Raw genomic sequence first — 17,750 nt, 5'->3', positions numbered from 1 at the left:
TTAAAATCGATGCCCCCGGCAAAGGGTGGCCTGCAAGCTGCGTGCCGAATGGATCTTTTAGCTCAAGCCCGGATCAAGGGCGTTCAATCCGAATTCGTTGACGCCCTCGGAAAGCTGCGGGTCACCGATCCCGTGGCCCTGAAGTCCATCCTCGACGCCCTGCCGGAGAAGCGGGTCTACCGCTTCGTCAGCGGGCCCGTCGTGGTTCGCGCGCTCGGACATCCGCGCACGGAATTGGCGGCGATCGGCGCGCCGCCGCTGCAATGGACATTGACCGCCAACGGCAAATCGATCGCCAAAGGCGAGACGCGCGAGCCCGTGATCGCCTGGCCCGCCGGCCTGCCGCTCGGCTATCACCGATTGACACTGACCGATGCCGAAGGTGTGACGGAAGAGGTGCCGATGATCGTGGCGCCCGAGCGCGCTTTCGGCGGCGATTTCGACCGCGGCTGGCTGCTCGCCGTGCAGCTCTACAGCGTCCGTTCGGGCCGCAATTGGGGCATCGGCGATTTCACCGACCTTGCCGATCTCGTGCGGCTCGCCAAGCAGCTGGGGGCCGACGGCGTCGGGCTCAATCCGCTGCACGTCCTGTTCGACGACCACCCGGCCGATTGCAGCCCCTATTCGCCGAACAGCCGCCTGTTCCTCAATCCGCTCTATATCGACGTCGAGGCCATTCCCGAATTCGCGGCGGACCTCGTGCCCGACGCGGCCGCGACCGCTGCCCGTCTGCGTGAAGGCGACCGCGTGCCCTATGCCGACATGGCGGCGCTGAAATGGCTGGCCTTGCGGGCCGCCTTCAACAGCTTCGTGACGAGCGCGAGCGAAGCGCGCCGCAAGGCATTCGACGCCTTCCGGGCCGCCCGCGCGCCACTGTTGTCGCGCTTTGCCTGCTTCGAGGTGCTGCGCCATCGCTTCACCGCACCGTGGTGGGAATGGCCGGTGGAATGGCAGCAGCCGGATGAGGCCAAATGCGCCGGGCTGCGCAATGGCCCCGACAAGCGCGAGGTCGAATTCGTCGAGTTCGTGCAATGGACGGCGGACAGCCAGCTGCATGCCGCCAAGGCGCTCGCCAGCCAGCTCGGCATGCGCGTCGGGCTCTATCTCGATGTCGCCGTCGGCGTGCAGTCCAACGGCTTCGATGCCTGGAACGAGCAGATGGCGATCTCCCGTCATCTCGCCGTCGGCGCGCCGCCCGACGTGCTCAACACCATCGGCCAGGACTGGGGTCTTGCCGGCTTCAACGCCGGCGGTCTGGAAGCGCAATCCTTCGTGCCGTTCGCCGACATGCTCGCGGCTTCGATGCGCCATGCCGGCGCGATCAGGCTCGACCACGTGCTCGGCCTGAAGCGGCTCTATCTGGTGCCGCGCGGCTTCAAGCCGGACAATGGTGCCTATGTGCAGATGCCGTTCGAGGCACTACTCGGCGCTGTGGCGCGCGAGAGCGCGGCCCACAAATGCATCGTGATCGGCGAGGACCTCGGCACCGTGCCGGAGGGTTTTCGCGAGACGATGCAGGATTTCGGCATCTGGTCCTATCTCGTCATGATGTTCGAGCGCGACGATGCCGGCCATTTCCGCAACGTCGACCATTACCGGCCCAATGCGCTCGTCACGCTGAACACGCATGACCTGTCGACCTATGCCGGCTGGCGCTCCTTCAGCGACCTCAAGATGAAGCGATCGCTCGGGCTCGATCCCGGCGAGAACGACCAGGCGCGCTGGGACGCGCTCGGCGGGCTCGACGAGATCCTGCGCCAAAACGGCATCAAGGCCAACGACCTCTATTCAGTGCTGGCCTTTCTGTCGCGCACGCCGTCCCGGCTGCTCGCGGTATCGATGGAGGATCTGCTGGGCGTGATCGACCAGCCCAACATTCCGGGCACGATCGACGAACATCCGAACTGGCGCCAACGCCTGCCCGTCGCGCTCGACAAGATCGCCGCCAAGATCGATCTCGCAGCTTTGAAGGCTGCGACGCGGGAACGTTCATTGCCCGGCGGGAGTTGAACGGCCGGGGATTCCTAGGCTCGCACGACATTGTCTCAGAGGATCGAGGACTATGCGCTGATCGGTGATTGCGAGACCGCGGCGCTGGTCGGGCGCAACGGCTCGATCGACTGGCTGTGCTGGCCGGCCTTCGATTCCGAAGCCTGCTTCGCCGCGATCCTCGGCAACCACAAGAACGGCCGCTGGCTGATCGCACCCAGCGAGGACGTCACGAAGATTTCGCGCCGCTATCTCGGCGATACTCTCGTCCTCGAAACGCGCTTTGAGACGAAGAGCGGCGCCATTGCGCTGATCGACTTCATGCCGCCACGCGGCAAGGCATCCGACATCGTCCGGCTGGTGCGCGGCCTCGAGGGCACGGTGAAGATGCGGATGGAGCTCGTCATCCGCTTCGGCTTCGGCGCTGATATTCCCTGGGTGCGGCGGATCGATCATTCGCTGATGGCGATCGCCGGCCAGGACATGACGGTGCTGCGCACGCCGGTGAAGACCCGCGGGGAAAATCTGACCACGGTCTCCGACTTCGAGGTCAAGGCCGGCGAGACCGTGCCGTTCGTGCTGACCTACGGCCCCTCGCATCTCGACCCACCCGGGCCGATCGATCCGGAGATCGCGCTCCGGGACACCGAGGAATTCTGGAAGGACTGGTGCACCCATTGCACCCGCGACGGCGACTATCGCGACCTGATCCTGCGCTCGCTGATCACGCTGAAAGCGCTGACCTTCGCCCCGACCGGCGGCATCGTCGCAGCGCCCACCACCTCATTGCCGGAGAAGCTCGGCGGCAGCCGGAATTGGGATTATCGCTTCTGCTGGTTGCGCGATGCCACCTTCACGCTGCTGGCGCTGATGAACTCGGGCTACACCGAGGAAGCGTCGGCCTGGCATAATTGGCTGTTGCGCGCCGCCGCCGGCGCGCCGGCGAACATGCAGATCATGTACGGCATCTGGGGCCAGCGGCGGCTGTTGGAATGGGAGGCGGGCTGGCTCGACGGCTATGAGGGCGCGCGGCCGGTGCGCGTCGGCAATGCCGCGCATGCGCAGCTCCAGCTCGACGTCTACGGCGAGCTGATCGACGCCTTCCATCAGTCGCGCATGGCCAAGCTCAAGCTCGACGAGGAGACCTGGGCGCTGGAATGCGCCGTGCTCAACCATCTCGCCGAAGTGTGGGACCGGCCCGATCACGGCATCTGGGAGCGGCGCGGACAGCCGAAGCACTATGTCTTCTCCAAGGTGATGACCTGGGTTGCCTTCGACCGCGGCATCAAGAGCGCGGAGACCTTTGGCTTCAAGGCGCCGCTGCTGCACTGGCATACCTTGCGTGAGGCGATTCATCGCGACGTCTGCAACAGGGGATTTGACACGGAGGAAAACACCTTCGTCGAATCCTACGGCTCGAAACTGCTCGATGCCAGCGTGCTGCTGCTGCCTTCTGTCGGCTTTCTGCCGGCGGACGATCCACGCATCCGCGGCACCATCGCGGCGGTCGAGACATGCCTGATGCGCGACGGCTTCGTGCTGAGGCACGATCCGCGCGAAATGTCTGCGGGGCAGCCACCGCTCGAGGGCGCGTTCCTGGCCTGCACGTTGTGGCTGGCCGATGCCCACGTGCTGTCGGGCGATCTCGACAAGGCGCAAGGCTTGCTCGACCGCGTGGCCGGCATCGCGAACGACGTCGGTCTGCTGGCCGAGGAATATGATTCAGTCGCCCGGCGCCAGACCGGAAATTTTCCGCAGGCGCTGACCCACATCGCGCTGATCAACACCGCGCACAATCTGTCGGCGGCAAGGCAAAAGAGCGAGAAGCCGGCGATGCAGCGGTCGAAGTAGTGACCGTCTTCATTGCATCGACGAGCGAAGGTGCTGCGGCCATCCTTCGAGACGCCCGCCGCTGGCGGGCCCTCAGGATCAGGACCGAGTGCGCGGCACCAGTTTCAACGAACGCCAGTGCTGCTTAGCCTCAACCTGAGGGACCGCGAAGCGGTTGTCTCGAAGGACGAGGCGTGCGCTGGAAGCGGAAGGATCAAACAAGCCGCGGGCCGTTCAGCCAACCCCATTCCGCTTCAAGATCATCTCCATTGCTTCCGCAAAACCGTCTTGCTCGTTGGTCGCGGTGACGTGGGTGGCTTGGTCCTTGACGTTGTCGGCGGCGTTGCCCATGGCGATCGAGACGCCGCTGACGGCGAACATCGCGAGGTCGTTCTGCATGTCGCCGATGGTGGCGACGGCGTCGGTGGCAATCCCGAGGTGCTTGGCCATCGCCTCGACGAACGTGCCCTTGTTGAATCCGGGCGGGGTGATGTCGAGATAATAGGTCTGCGAGCGCACGGCGGTGGCCTCAACGCCGAGCGCTTCCTGCATCGCCTTCTCGCACGCCTCGAGGCCGGCTGCATCGGCGCTGGCGCCGACGATCTTGCAGGCACTGGCAAGGTAAGGCGAGAAGTCGGTCACGATGGTCGGGTCGGACCGGATGGTGTGCCGCTCATGCGCGACGTATTTGCCGCCAGGGTTATCGATCAGCCATTTGTCGGTGGTGAACAGCCAGATGTCGGCGCCGAATTCGCGCAGGATCTGCAAGGACCGCTCGGCTGCGCTGGCGGGGATGAGATGCTGCTCGACCGGCCGCATCTCGGGGTCGACGATCGAGGAGCCGTTGAACGGACCGACCGGCAGCCACAGTGCCAGCGGCTCGATCAAAAAACGCATGCCGATCGCGGGGCGGCTGGAGGTGATGGTGAAACCGATGCCGGCCTGGTGCAGCCGCTGCACCGCGCTCTTCGCGCGCTCGGTCAGCGTCTTGTCCTTGGTCAGCAGCGTGCCGTCGACGTCGGAGACGATTAGTGAGATTTTCGTCATGGCAGCACCCTGGGTTTCCTGAAGTTTGCCGGCCTCAGCGTTTCACGCCGCCCAGTTTCAATTGCCGCACGACGCCGTCCACGATCGCCTCCACGGTTTCGTCGATCGAGACGGTGATGACGTGCTCGCCCGCTTCCGGCGGCTCCAGCGTGTCGAACTGACTTTTCAACAGCCCGGGCGGCATGAAATGGCCTTTGCGCCGCGCGAGCCGCTCGGCGATCAGCTCTTTGGTGCCCTTCAGGAAGACGAAGCGGACATCGTCGCGTCCGCGCAGCAGCACGTCACGATAGGCGTGCTTCAGCGCCGAGCAGGCGATGATGATATGCCCGCCGCGGCCGCAGACCCGCCCGATCTCGTCGGCAATGGCGTTGAGCCAGGGCCAGCGGTCCTCGTCGGTGAGCGGATGGCCGGTTCGCATCTTCTCGACATTGCTGGCGGGATGGAACCTGTCGCCGTCCTCGAAGCGCCAGCCGAGCCGCTCGCCGAGCGCCTTCGCAACCGTGCTCTTGCCCGAGCCCGACACGCCCATCACGATCAATGCACAAGGTGCTTCAACGTGGCCCACGAATGTCCTCCGGAAGCGCGGCCCTATCGACCAGCCAGATGGTCTCACCATTCGAGCGCGCGCGTGAAGCCGGCAGAGTCTCGCCATTGAGGAGGCGCGTCAAGATCGGCTGCTTGTCGTGCCCGGCCATCTCGAACAGCATTTCACGGCAGGAAGCCAAAGCGGGCAGGGTGAGCGAAACCCGCGGCACGAAAGGCGCGACATTGGCCTTGGGGACGCCAACGACCCTGCGTTCGGTTTCCTCGATTTCGGGGAAGCCTGGAAACAGCGAAGCGGTGTGGCCGTCCGGCCCAGCGCCCATCAGGGCGAGGTCGAACAGCGGCCGCGCCGGATCGAGGTTTTCGGCGCCGTAAAAGGCTTGCAGCTCGCGCGCATAGGCCTCGGCGCTGCGATCAGGATTGTCGGCCGTGGTCGGGATCGGGTGGATGTGGCCCAAAGGCGCATCGCCGTCGAGGAACGTCGCGCGCGCGACCGCCATGTTGTTGAGGGGATCGCTTTCCGGCACGAATCGCTCGTCACCGATGAACCAGTGCACCCGCTGCCACGGGATGCTGCCGCGCCAGGTATCGCTGCCGAGCAATTGATACAGCTTCTTCGGGCTGGAGCCGCCGGTCAGGCAGATGGCGATGCGGCCGGGATTGGCGGCGATCCGGGCCATCACCCGTTCGGCCGCAGCCCGCGCCAGCGCTTCGGCGTCGGCCGCGACGATCAGCTTCGGCTGGCCCGCTGCCATCACGAAAACTTCCGCCAGCTTCGCCCGTCGCGCCGCAGCAGCTCGTCAGCACAGGCCGGGCCGTCGCTGCCGGCCTCATAGGTCTCGATGCCGTTGGTGCCCGCGCTTTTCCAGGCGTCTAGGAAAGGTTGCACGGCCTGCCATCCGGCCTCGATGCCGTCGGCGCGCTGGAACAGGATGTTGTCGCCGATCATGCAGTCGTAGATCAGCGTCTCGTAGCCGGTCGAGGGATCGGCGCGGAAATAGTCGCCATAGCGGAATTTCATCTCGACGCCGTCGATGGTGACGCTCGGCCCCGGGATCTTGGCGTTGAACTGGAGCTCGATGGTCTCGCTCGGCGCGATGCCGATGGTCAGGAAGTTCTGCGACAGGCGGTCGACCGTCGTGCCGGAGAACATCGACAGCGGCGCCTGCTTGAACTTGATGGCGACTTCGGTTCGCTTGTGGCCGAGCGCCTTGCCGGTGCGCAAGTAAAAGGGCACGCCGGCCCAGCGCCAATTGTCGATCATCAGCTTGAGCGCGACAAAGGTCTCGGTGGTGCTGCCGGGCTTGACGTCCTCGGTCTTGCGATAGTCCGGAATCTCCTCGTCGCCGATGCGCCCTGCGAGATATTGCGCGCGCACCGAATTCCTCAGGGCTTCCTCCAGGCTCGGCTGCTGAACAGACGTGAGCACTTCCGCCTTCTCGGAGCGCACGGAATGCGCATCAAATCGCGCAGGCGGCTCCATCGCGACCAGCGACATCAGCTGGAACAGATGGTTTGGCACCATGTCGCGGAGCGCGCCGGTGGCATCGTAGAAGCCGCCGCGATGGCCGACGCCGAGCTTCTCCTCGACGGTGATCTGGATGTGGTCGATATGGTTGCGATTCCAGATCGGCTCGAACATGCCGTTGGCAAAGCGCAGCACCAGGATGTTCTGCACCGTCTCCTTGCCGAGATAATGATCGATCCGGTAGATCTGGTGCTCGTCCATGATCTTCAGCAGCTCGGCATTCAGCGCCTTGGCCGAGGCGAGATCGGTGCCGAACGGCTTTTCGATCACGAGCCGCCGCCAGGCGCCGTTCTCCTTCATCATGCCGGTGCGGCCGAGCTCGCGCGCGGTCGGCGCAAATGCGGCGGGCGGCGTTGCCAGATAGAACAGGCGGTTGCCGCCGGTGCCCTGCGCGCATTCCAGCGAATCCAGATGCTCGCGCAGGCGGTCGAAGGATGGGGGATCCTTCGGATCGGCCTCGACGAAGGTCACGCATTCCAGCAGCTTCTTGGCGATGTCGTCGTCCACGGGACGTGTCGCGAACTGGTGCAGTCCCTTCAACAGGCTGTTGCGCAGCTCATCATCCGACTGACCCTTGCGCGCCACGCCGACGACGCAGAACTTTTCCGGCAGCAAGTGCTCCGCCGCCAGATTGTAAAGCGACGGCATCACCAAGCGATGGGTGAGGTCACCGGTGACACCAAAGATGACGAAGGCGCAATTTTCCGGCTTGGGCTTGGCTTGCGGGTCTTTTGTCACGAATTGTCGGCCTTCGCTTTGTTTGCTCGTTACTTGGGTTTCGCTGCGCCCGGCTGCTTCGGTTCCTTGTGACCGCCGAACCCTGCGCGCATCGCGGAGAGAATTTTTTCGGCGAAGGTGTGTTCCTTGCGGGAACGGAAACGTGTGTAGAGTGCCGCGGTGAGGACCTCGGCCGGCACGGCCTCGTCGATCGCCGCATTCACGGTCCAGCGTCCCTCGCCGGAATCCTCGACGAAGCCGGAATATTCCGACAGCTGCGGGCTGTCGGCGAGTGCGGTCGAGGTGAGGTCGAGCAGCCAGGACGGAATCACCGAGCCGCGCCGCCACACCTCGGCGATGTCGGCGAGCTCGAAATCGTAGCGGTGATCGGCTGGCAAAGCCTCGATGTTGGCATTCTTGAGAATGTCAAAACCTTCGGCATAAGCCTGCATCAGGCCGTATTCGATGCCGTTGTGGATCATCTTGACGAAATGGCCGGCGCCCACGGGGCCGGCATGGATATAGCCCTGCTCGATGCGGGAATCGCGGCCCTCGCGGCCCTCCGTACGCGGAATGTCACCGGCACCGGGCGCGAGCGCCGCGAAAATCGGATCGAGCCGGTCGACCACCTGCTTCTCGCCGCCGATCATCATGCAATAGCCGCGGTCGAGACCCCAGACGCCGCCGGACGTGCCGACGTCGACATAATGGATGCCGCGCGCCATCAGCGCCTTGCCGCGGCGGACGTCGTCCTGCCAGAAGGTGTTGCCGCCGTCGATGATGACGTCGCCGTCCTGCATCACGCCGGCGATCGTGTCGATCGTGGTCTCGGTGATGTGCCCGGCCGGCAGCATCACCCAGGCCGTGCGGGGACGCTCGAGTTTCGAGATGAATTCCTCGAGCGTCGCCGAGCCCACGGCGCCGTCGGCGGCAAGGCTAGCTACGGCCTTGGCGTCCTTGTCGTAGACCACGGTCGAATGTCCGTGGCGCATCAGGCGGCGAACGATGTTGCCGCCCATTCGGCCGAGGCCGACCATGCCGAGTTGCATTTGCAATATTCCTTAGTTCAGCGCGTCGTTCAGCGCCGCATTGAGTGTCGCAAGACCCTTCTTGAGCCCGCCCTTGAGGTGGACGCGCAGCGCACGCCGGCCGCGTTCGGTGAGCACGTCGAAATCACCGCGGGCCTGCGCCGCCTTGATCACGCCGAAGCTCGCTTTCTGGCCCGGCACGGGAGTATCCTTGGCATCGTCGGCCGTGATCTGGAGGAAGACGCCGCTGTCGGGCCCGCCCTTGTAGGCCTGCCCGGTGGAGTGCAGGAAGCGTGGTCCGAACTCGGCGCAGGTCGCGACTTGGCGTTTCTCGCGCACTTCCAGCCGCATGGCCTGGAGTGCGTCGATCGTGATCTTGTCACGTGCGATGTAGCCGAGCAGGGCGACATAGTCGCCGTCGCCCGAGCGGGAGAGGTGCGCCCTCAGCCAGGAGGTCAGATCGCCATTGGCGCCGGCGGCGCGCAGCGCCGTTGCATTGGCCTCGTCGGTATAGAGATCGGCTTCATCCGTGCTGACCACCGGCTCCTCTTTCGGCAGCGCGCCGGTCTTCTCGAACGACGCGGTGAGCTCGCGGGTCTTGATCTTGGCCGCTTCCACGTCCGGCTGGTCGAACGGGTTGATACCGAGGATCGAGCCTGCCACCGCCGTTGCCATCTCGAAGCGGAAGAACTCCTGGCCGAGATGGTCGATCGACTTCATGACGATGCGCACGACGGGGTGACCGGCCGATTCGATCGCGGCAAGCTTGGAGTCATGGGCGGCGTCCGCCTCGCCCTCGATGCGGATGTCGATGAAGAAGCGGTCGTTGCCGTAGACGGAAGGGTCGCCCAGCGGCTCGCCCTCGATCGGGATCAGGCCCTTGCCCTCCTTGCCGGTCGATTCCGCGATGAGCTGCTCGGCCCAGGTGCCGAAATCGGCGATCCTCTTCGATGCCAGGATCGTCACCTTGTCGCGGCCTTCGAGGCCGGCGTGGCCGATGGCAAGACCGAGCTGCACGCCCGGATTTTCACTCGGCGGCACGTCCGGTCCGCAGGAGCGAGCCATGGAGAGCGCATGCTTGACGAAGGTCTTGACGTCGATGCCGGCGGTTGCCGCCGGCACCAGGCCGAACGGCGAGAGCACCGAGTAGCGCCCGCCGATCGAGGGCTCGCCATGGAAGATGCGGGCATAGTTCAGCGTCTTCGCCGCCTTCTCCAGCGACGAGCCCGGATCGGTCACCGCGATGAAGCGATGGCCGGTCTTCACCTTCGCGCCCACCGCCTTGGCAACCTGCTCATGGAAATAGTCCTTCATCGCGTTCGGCTCGGTGGTGCCGCCGGACTTACTCGACACGATGAACACGGTGTTGGCGATGTCGATCCTGGCCTCCATCGCCCGCACCTGCGCGGGATCGGTGGAATCCAGCACGTGCAGCTTCGGGAAGCCGGGCTTCTTGCCAAAAGTCTCGGCCAGCACCTCGGGGCCGAGGCTCGATCCGCCCATGCCGAGCACGACGGCGTCGGAGAATTTTTGCCCCTTCACGCGGCCGGCATAATCCTCGTAATCGGCCACGTCGGCCTTGGCTGCGCTGTCGAGCCAGCCCAGCCATTTGTCCTCGTCCGCGCCGGTCCAAACCGACTTGTCGCGCTGCCAGAGCCGGCGGATTTTTGCCGACGCCCGCCACTCCTCGGTGCTCTCGGCCACGGCCTTGCCGAGCCCGTCGCCGAGCGAGAGAGACTGGCGGTCGAGCGCGGGCCCGAGCACGGTTGCGCGCTTGTGGGCGACCGCGCCATAGAGCTTGTCGGCGGCGTCCGCAAACAGCTTGACGCCGTCCTTGACCAGCTCCTCGGTGATGGCGTCGAGCGAGATGCCGGAGCGCTCCAGCTCCTCCAGCACGCGCCTCGCGTCGTCGACATTCTCTTCCAGGCTGTCGCGCAGCTTGCCGTGGTCGCGGAACGCATCCAGCGTCGCCGGCGGCATGGTGTTGATGGTGTCGGGGCCGATCAGCTCCTCGACATAGAGGACGTCGCTATAGTCCTTGTTCTTGGTGCCGGTCGAGGCCCACAGCATGCGCTGCGGCTTGGCGCCTTTGGCGGCGAGCTTGTCCCAGCGCGGACCTGAGAACAGGCGCTTGTAGTCCTGATAGGCAACCTTGGCGTTGGCGATCGCGACCTTGCCCTTGAGCGCGGCGAGCCGCTCCTTCTCGGATGGGTCGTTGGCGCGGGCGATCTTCTCGTCGAGTTGCTTGTCGACCACCGAATCGATGCGGCTGACGAAAAAGCTCGCCACGCTCGCGACATGCGAGGGGTCGCCGCCGCCGGCGACGTATTTTTCGAGACCGGCGATGTAGGCTTCGGCCACCTCCAGGTAGACCGCCTTGGAGAACAACAGCGTGATGTTGATGCTGATGCCGTCGCCGATGAGCGCCTCGATCGCCGGCAGGCCCTCTGGCGTCGCCGGCACCTTCACCATCAGGTTCTTGCGGCCGACGTCTTTCCACAGCCGCCGCGCCTCCGCAACGGTACCGGCGGTGTCCATGGCGAGATAGGGCGAGACCTCCAGGCTGACATAGCCGTCGCCGCCCTTGAGGCGGTCATAGACCGGGCGCAGCACGTCGGCAGCGTTCTGGATGTCCTCGATCGCGACGGCCTCGAACAGGTCGGCCACGGTCCGGTCGCCGCGCTTCAGCGCCTTGCCGATCGGGGCGTCGTATTCGTCCGAGCTGCCGATCGCCTTCTCGAAGATCGAGGGATTGGAGGTGACGCCCTTGACGCCGTCGGTGTCGATCAGCCGCTTCAGGTCGCCCTTGGCGATGAAGCCGCGGGCGAGGAAGTCCAGCCAGACGGCCTGTCCGTGCTTTTCCAGTTCTTTGACGGGATTCATGATGCTTATTTATCTCCAAGCCTGCGGGCGAGGGGTTTCCGCGCCGGTCCTGACGCGCTATCCTCTAACTTACATGCTCCCGGGAGGGAACCAATCAAGGGTACAGGCGTCGTACCCTCCAGTGTAACTCCGTCGCGATCATGGCGATCCGGGCGGCAGCAGCCGTTGTTGCGTAAAAAGTCGTTGGCCGAAAGTTCGGCCGAGTCTAGTTGCGTAACGTTGGCCGCTTCGCTATCAACCAGTGGCTGCGTTGAGTGTCATCGGTGGATTCCGATCCGTCTGACACGTGGCTGGGCCGCAAATGGCCATGCTGGGGGAAAGCATGCACGCTCAAAATGACGGTGTCGCCTTCGCCGTCGCCAATAGTCCACCGCCAGTCGCGCCGGCCGGGTGCGTCGACGCATCCCACGATCTCGAAATCGGTCCATGTAGGACCTCGCTGCGACCGCTGGTCGCGGCGGGCTTTGCCATGACCCTGCTCAGCGCGAGCCTCGCCTTTGACTGGTGGGATGGGCTTGGCGAATACGACACGATGGTCGGATTTGCCGGCGTCGTGGTGTTCGCCGTGATGACGATCCGGCTGATCTGGATGCTCCCCACCCAGCGTGGACCGGTGGTGGTGGTCACGCCCTACGGCATCCGCGATCTCCGCATCGGCAATGAATTTCTGCCGTGGGATTCGATTGCGGAGATTTCGGCTGAAGAACGCGGCGGCCACAAGATGATCGTGCTGACGCCGACGCCGGGCTTGCAGCGCCAGCTCTGCAGCATCCGCCATCTGGCCCGCCGTACGCAGAACAATCGCATCGTGATCCGGTCGGAAGGCCTGGCGGCCGATTTTGAGACATTGCTGCGCGCTTGTCGCGACTGTCACAATGCTGTCGGCGGTCCGCGCACCGCATTGCAGCAGGAAGATGAACGCGGCACCCAAGGTGGCGTTCAAGGCTTCGCCGTACAAGCGTCATAAGATCGCCGCTCGCCGATCGCTATGCTGCAGCGCCGGATGGACCACATCCCCGGTAATGCCCGGATGTTGCGACCAAGTGACAATTTCTGGAAATGAGCCAATATAGACAGGGATTCGCACAAATTACGGGCAGGTGCCTGTTCGTAACTCAGCGACTGCCTACGTTGTGCGTTGCGTCGTGTCGGCACCCGGGTGTCCAATGATGATCATGTGCTCACGCTGATTCGAAACGGCCTGAGGAACGGTCCGGTAACTGCTTTCGTTTCAGCTTGTAGCGGAACTCACGCGGAGAGGGATCATGTACAACGATTCTCTATTCAACGCTTTCGCTCGGTCGTTCGAGGCGAGAAGCCAGCACGACATGTCGATGGCGGAATATCTGGAATCGTGTCGAAGCGATCCCATGAAATACGCGAACGCGGCCGAACGACTGCTAGCTGCCATCGGCGAACCCCAGACGATTGACACGGCCAAGGACCCACGCCTTGGCCGTATTTTTTTGAACCGCACGATCCGCACCTATCCGGCCTTCGCGGGCTTCTACGGCATGGAAGAAACCATCGAGCGCATCGTCGGTTTCTTCCGCCACGCCGCGCAAGGTCTCGAAGAGCGCAAGCAGATCCTCTATCTGCTCGGCCCGGTCGGCGGCGGCAAATCCTCGCTCGCCGAGCGGCTCAAGTCGCTGATGGAAGTGCAGCCGATCTACGTGCTCAAGGCCGGCGATGAACTCTCGCCCGTGTTCGAAAGCCCGCTCAGCCTGTTCGATCCGGACAACCTCGGGCCGATGCTGGAGGAGAAGTACGGCATTCCGCGCCGGCGTCTCACCGGCCTGATGAGCCCGTGGTGCTACAAGCGACTGGAAGCCTTCGGCGGCGATATCTCGCAATTCCGCGTCGCCAAGATCCAGCCGTCGCGGCTGCGCCAGATCGCGGTCTCCAAGACCGAGCCGGGTGACGAGAACAACCAGGACATCTCGTCGCTGGTCGGTAAGGTCGACATCCGCAAGCTCGAGACCTACGCGCAGAACGATCCCGACGCCTACAGCTATTCCGGCGGCCTCAACCGCGCCAACCAGGGCATCCTTGAATTCGTCGAGATGTTCAAGGCGCCGATCAAGATGCTGCACCCGCTGCTGACCGCGACGCAGGAAGGCAACTACATCGGCACCGAGAACATCGGCGCGATCCCGTTCACCGGCGTGATCCTCGCGCACTCCAACGAAGCCGAATGGGCGAGTTTCAAGGCGAACAAGAACAACGAAGCCTTCATCGACCGCATCTGCGTGATCAAGGTGCCCTACTGCCTGCGGGTCACCGAAGAGCAGAAGATCTACGAGAAGCTGATCCAGGGCTCCGAGCTCGCATCGGCGCCATGCGCGCCTTCGACGCTGGAGACGCTGGCGCGGTTCTCGGTGATGTCGCGCCTGCGCAAGCACGAGAACTCCACCCTGTTCGGCAAGATGCGGGTCTACGACGGCGAGAGCCTGAAGGAATCCGATCCGAAGGCGCGCAGCGTCCAGGAATATCGCGACGCCGCCGGCGTCGACGAGGGTATGGACGGCGTCTCGACCCGCTTCGCGTTCAAGATCCTGGCCGCGACCTTCAACCACGACCCGCAGGAGGTCGCCGCCGACGCCGTGCATCTGATGTACGCGCTGGAGCAGTCGATCCGCCGCGAGCAGCTGCCGGAGGAAGTCGAGAAGCGCTATCTCGAATTCATCAAGGCGGATCTCGCGCCGCGCTATGCCGAGTTCATCGGCAACGAGATCCAGAAGGCCTATCTGGAATCCTACTCGGATTACGGCCAGAACCTGTTCGACCGCTACGTCGACTATGCCGACGCCTGGATCGAGGACCAGGACTTCAAGGATCCCGACACCGGCCAGCTGCTCGATCGCGAGCTTTTGAACCAGGAGCTGACGAAAATCGAGAAGCCGGCGGGCATCGCCAACCCCAAGGACTTCCGCAACGAGGTTGTCAAATTCTCGTTACGGTCGCGGGCCCAGAACGGCGGCAAGAATCCGACCTGGACCTCCTACGAGAAGATTCGCGACGTGATCGAAAAGAGGATATTCTCCCAGGTCGAGGACCTGCTTCCGGTCATCTCCTTCGGGTCGAAGAAGGACGGCGAGACGGAGAAGAAGCATGGCGAGTTCGTCGCACGCATGGTGGAGCGCGGCTACACCGAGCGCCAGGTTCGTCGGCTCGTCGAATGGTACATGCGCGTGAAGCAGGCCGGTTGAGGCAGATGTGAGGCGGATGGGAGGCGAATGGTAAAGTGCCCATTCACATTATTGACAGGCGCCTGAATCCAGGCGGCAAGAGTCTTGAGAACCGGCAGCGGTTCTTGCGTCGGGCCAAGTCCCTGGTGCAGGGCGCCGTCAAGAAGACCTCGCAGGAACGCGACATCAAGGACGTCCTGGAGGGGGGCGAAGTCACGATTCCTCTCGACGGCATGCACGAGCCGCGCTTCCGCCGCGAAGGCGGAACGCGCGACATGGTGCTGCCCGGCAACAAGAAGTTCATCGAGGGCGACTATCTCCAGCGCTCCGGCCAGGGCAGTGCCAAGGATTCCGGCCCCGGCGAAGGCGACAGCGAGGACGCGTTCCGCTTCGTGCTCAGCCGTGACGAGTTCGTCGACCTCTTCCTCGACGATCTCGAACTGCCGGATCTTGCCAAGCGCAAGATCGCGCAGACCGAGAGCGAGGGCATCCAGCGCGCCGGCTACACCACCTCGGGCTCGCCCGCCAATATCTCTGTGAGCCGGACGGTAAAGCTGGCACTGGCCCGCCGCATTGCGCTCAAGCGTCCCCGCAAGGAGGAGATCGAGGAGCTGGAAGCCGCGATCGCCGCATGCACGGATGAGGACGAGCGCGAGGAGCTGCTTGCCCAGCTCGAAAAGCTGAAGGCGAAGACCAAGCGCGTTCCGTTCATCGACCCGCTCGACATCCGCTACCGCCGCTTCGAGACGGTGCCGCGGCCGGTGGCGCAGGCGGTGATGTTCTGCCTGATGGACGTCTCGGGCTCGATGTCCGAGCACATGAAGGATCTCGCCAAGCGCTTCTACATGCTGCTCTACGTGTTCCTGAAGCGCCGCTACAAGCATGTCGAGATTGTCTTCATCCGCCACACCGACCGCGCCGAGGAGGTGGACGAGCAGACCTTCTTCTACGGCCCGGCCTCGGGCGGCACGCTGGTCTCCAGCGCGCTGCAGGCGATGCACGAGATCGTGCGCGAGCGCTTCAACCCGGCGGACTGGAACATCTATGCCGCGCAAGCCTCGGACGGTGACAATTCCTATTCCGACGGCGAGCTCACCGGCCTGCTGCTGACCGACAAGATCCTGCCGGTCTGCCAGTTCTTCGCCTATCTCGAGGTCGGGGAATCAGGCGGCAGCGCCTTCGATCTCTCCGATTCCTCGCTCTGGACCCTCTATGAGCGCTTGCGTAACAGCGGCGCACCGCTCTCGATGCGCAAGGTCAGCGAGCGCAGCGAGATCTTTCCGGTGTTCCACGATCTGTTCCAGCGCCGCGAAACTGCCCAGGAGAAGACCGCTCCATGACGGAACGCTTGTTCGAAGGCGCCGATTGGGATTTTCACACCTTGCAGCGCATCACCGACGCCTGCGAGGAGGTGGCGCTGAAGGATCTCGGGCTCGACGTCTATCCGAACCAGATTGAGGTCATCACCGCCGAGCAGATGCTGGACGCCTATTCGTCGGTCGGCATGCCCTTGTTCTACAAGCACTGGTCGTTCGGCAAGCATTTTGCGTTCCACGAGGCGTCCTATCGCAAGGGCCTAATGGGGCTCGCCTATGAGATCGTGATCAACTCCTCGCCTTGTATCTCCTATCTGATGGAGGAGAACACGGCGACGATGCAGACGCTGGTGATCGCCCACGCCGCCTTCGGTCACAACCACTTCTTCAAGAACAATTATCTGTTCAAGCAGTGGACCGACGCCGACGGCATCCTGGATTATCTCGACTTCGCCAAGACGTATGTCATGCAATGCGAGGAGCGCCACGGCCGCGTCGAGGTCGAGCGTACGCTCGATGCCGCGCACGCGCTGATGTCGCACGGCATCGACCGCTATCCCGGCAAGAAGAAGCTCGATCTGCGCGCCGAGGAGAAGCGGGCCGGGCGCCGCCGTCAGCACGAGGAGGAGGTCTTCAACGACCTCTGGCGCACCGTGCCCAAGGGCGCGGCCAAGAGCCGGACCGCGCTCAGCATCGAGCGCCGCCGGAAGCTGCTCGGCCTGCCGCAAGAGAATTTGCTCTACTTCCTGGAGAAGAGCGCGCCGCGCCTGGCGCCGTGGCAACGCGAGCTGCTGCGCATCGTCCGCCACATCGCGCAATATTTCTACCCGCAGAGCCAGACCAAGGTGATGAACGAGGGGACGGCGACCTACGTCCACTATCGCATCATGACCAAGCTGCATGAGCAGGGCCGCATCACCGACGGCAACTTCCTCGAATTCCTGGGATCACACACCAACGTGGTGTTTCAGCCGGAATTCGACGACCCGCGCTTCTCCGGCTTCAACCCCTATGCGCTCGGTTTTGCCGTGATGCAGGATATCGAGCGCATCGTCACCAAGCCGGAGGACGAGGACCGCGAGTGGTTCCCTGACATCGCCGGCAAGGGCGACGTCATGGGCGTGCTGCGCGACGTCTGGGCCAATTACCGCGATGAGAGCTTCATTGCGCAATTCCTGAGTCCGAAGCTGATGCGGCACTTCCGCATGTTCCATTTGCACGACGATCCCGAAGAGCGCGCCGGCATCCGGGTCGATGCCATCCATGACGAGCGCGGCTTCCGGCGCGTCCGACGCGAGCTGGCACGGCAGCACGATGTCGGCTTCATCGATGCCAATATCGAGGTGGTCGACGTCGATCTCTCCGGCGACCGCCGCCTGATCCTGCATCATCACGTCATCAAGGGCTCGCAGCTCAACGAGACCGATGCCAAGCGCGTGCTGCAGCATCTGGCCGATCTCTGGACCTACGACGTCGCGCTGATCGAGGTCGATGCCAACGACAAGGTCGTGCGCGAATATGTCGTCAGCCCGCGCCCGATCCCCGCGGCGGTGGCGTGAGGCGGGCTGCCAGACCGAACGCCTGATGTTGTGAGCTCCGACTGGTGCTCCGACGGAAGTGCGTTCCCTCCGCCCTTGCGGGGGAGGGAACGGAGAGACCGTCGCTGACGCCGCTTCGACCT

12 protein-coding genes are annotated in these 17,750 nt (G+C 64.1%); 6 read left to right on the top strand and 6 right to left on the bottom strand.

The window, feature by feature from the left end; translation table 11 throughout:
* Positions 1 to 48 precede the first annotated feature (48 nt).
* A complete protein-coding gene (gene malQ, locus IVA79_RS19345) occupies positions 49 to 2,010 on the top strand; it encodes a 4-alpha-glucanotransferase (protein WP_247555557.1) in 1,962 nt (653 codons plus the stop codon).
* Between the two features lie 30 nt (positions 2,011 to 2,040).
* Positions 2,041 to 3,840, top strand: coding sequence for a glycoside hydrolase family 15 protein (locus IVA79_RS19340; protein WP_247555555.1), 1,800 nt, complete (start codon positions 2,041 to 2,043; stop codon positions 3,838 to 3,840).
* Between the two features lie 213 nt (positions 3,841 to 4,053).
* On the opposite strand, the gene IVA79_RS19335 is transcribed toward IVA79_RS19340, so the two are convergent.
* Genes IVA79_RS19335 through IVA79_RS19310 form a run of 6 tightly spaced genes read right to left on the bottom strand, consistent with a single transcriptional unit; the run spans position 4,054 to position 11,565 of the window.
* The gene (locus IVA79_RS19335) at positions 4,054 to 4,866 is read right to left on the bottom strand and encodes an HAD family hydrolase (RefSeq protein WP_247555552.1); all 813 of its coding nucleotides are present in this window, start codon (positions 4,864 to 4,866) and stop codon (positions 4,054 to 4,056) included.
* Between the two features lie 34 nt (positions 4,867 to 4,900).
* Positions 4,901 to 5,431, bottom strand: coding sequence for a gluconokinase (locus IVA79_RS19330; protein ID WP_247555549.1), 531 nt, complete (start codon positions 5,429 to 5,431; stop codon positions 4,901 to 4,903).
* Positions 5,418 to 6,167, bottom strand: a complete 750-nt coding sequence (gene pgl, locus IVA79_RS19325; RefSeq protein ID WP_247555545.1) for a 6-phosphogluconolactonase — start codon at positions 6,165 to 6,167, stop codon at positions 5,418 to 5,420. The genes IVA79_RS19330 and pgl overlap by 14 nt, the downstream gene beginning before the upstream one ends.
* On the bottom strand, positions 6,164 to 7,675 hold the full coding sequence (zwf, locus tag IVA79_RS19320) for a glucose-6-phosphate dehydrogenase (protein ID WP_247555542.1): 1,512 nt from the start codon (positions 7,673 to 7,675) through the stop codon (positions 6,164 to 6,166). The genes pgl and zwf overlap by 4 nt, the downstream gene beginning before the upstream one ends.
* A 29-nt stretch (positions 7,676 to 7,704) precedes the next feature.
* Positions 7,705 to 8,703, bottom strand: a complete 999-nt coding sequence (gnd, locus tag IVA79_RS19315; protein ID WP_247555539.1) for a phosphogluconate dehydrogenase (NAD(+)-dependent, decarboxylating) — start codon at positions 8,701 to 8,703, stop codon at positions 7,705 to 7,707.
* A gap of 12 nt (positions 8,704 to 8,715) precedes the next feature.
* On the bottom strand, positions 8,716 to 11,565 hold the full coding sequence (locus tag IVA79_RS19310; protein WP_247555536.1) for a bifunctional transaldolase/phosoglucose isomerase: 2,850 nt from the start codon (positions 11,563 to 11,565) through the stop codon (positions 8,716 to 8,718).
* A 301-nt stretch (positions 11,566 to 11,866) separates the two neighbouring features.
* Between IVA79_RS19310 and IVA79_RS19305 the strand changes: the two genes are divergently transcribed.
* From IVA79_RS19305 to IVA79_RS19290, 4 genes are all read left to right on the top strand, one after another.
* Positions 11,867 to 12,532 (top strand): STM3941 family protein, encoded by a 666-nt coding sequence (locus tag IVA79_RS19305; protein WP_247555533.1) that lies wholly within the window; start codon positions 11,867 to 11,869, stop codon positions 12,530 to 12,532.
* 298 nt (positions 12,533 to 12,830) lie between these two features.
* Positions 12,831 to 14,774: a PrkA family serine protein kinase gene (locus IVA79_RS19300; RefSeq protein ID WP_247555532.1), complete on the top strand. Its 1,944-nt coding sequence runs from the start codon at positions 12,831 to 12,833 to the stop codon at positions 14,772 to 14,774.
* 41 nt (positions 14,775 to 14,815) lie between these two features.
* Positions 14,816 to 16,093 carry a YeaH/YhbH family protein gene (locus IVA79_RS19295; RefSeq protein ID WP_247555753.1) on the top strand — a complete coding sequence of 426 codons (1,278 nt, stop codon included), beginning with the start codon at positions 14,816 to 14,818 and terminating at the stop codon, positions 16,091 to 16,093.
* Positions 16,090 to 17,628, top strand: a complete 1,539-nt coding sequence (locus tag IVA79_RS19290) for a SpoVR family protein (protein WP_247555529.1) — start codon at positions 16,090 to 16,092, stop codon at positions 17,626 to 17,628. Before IVA79_RS19295 ends, IVA79_RS19290 begins: the two co-directional genes overlap by 4 nt.
* The last annotated feature ends 122 nt before the right edge of the window (positions 17,629 to 17,750 follow it).

The sequence above is a fragment of the Bradyrhizobium sp. 138 genome, from assembly GCF_023074075.1.
Taxonomy (GTDB): domain Bacteria; phylum Pseudomonadota; class Alphaproteobacteria; order Rhizobiales; family Xanthobacteraceae; genus Bradyrhizobium.
Note: the sequence above shows the minus strand (reverse complement) of the source record. Positions and strands in the feature narration are given on the sequence as shown.

Bases quoted from the DNA above. Each gene is read 5' to 3' on its own strand.
- malQ (WP_247555557.1), top strand. From the start codon at position 49: ATGGATCTTTTAGCTCAAGCCCGGATCAAGGGCGTTCAATCCGAATTC.
- IVA79_RS19335 (WP_247555552.1), bottom strand. From the start codon at position 4,866: ATGACGAAAATCTCACTAATCGTCTCCGACGTCGACGGCACGCTGCTG.
- gnd (WP_247555539.1), bottom strand. From the start codon at position 8,703: ATGCAACTCGGCATGGTCGGCCTCGGCCGAATGGGCGGCAACATCGTT.
- IVA79_RS19310 (WP_247555536.1), bottom strand. From the start codon at position 11,565: ATGAATCCCGTCAAAGAACTGGAAAAGCACGGACAGGCCGTCTGGCTG.
- IVA79_RS19305 (WP_247555533.1), top strand. From the start codon at position 11,867: ATGGCCATGCTGGGGGAAAGCATGCACGCTCAAAATGACGGTGTCGCC.
- IVA79_RS19300 (WP_247555532.1), top strand. From the start codon at position 12,831: ATGTACAACGATTCTCTATTCAACGCTTTCGCTCGGTCGTTCGAGGCG.
- IVA79_RS19290 (WP_247555529.1), top strand. From the start codon at position 16,090: ATGACGGAACGCTTGTTCGAAGGCGCCGATTGGGATTTTCACACCTTG.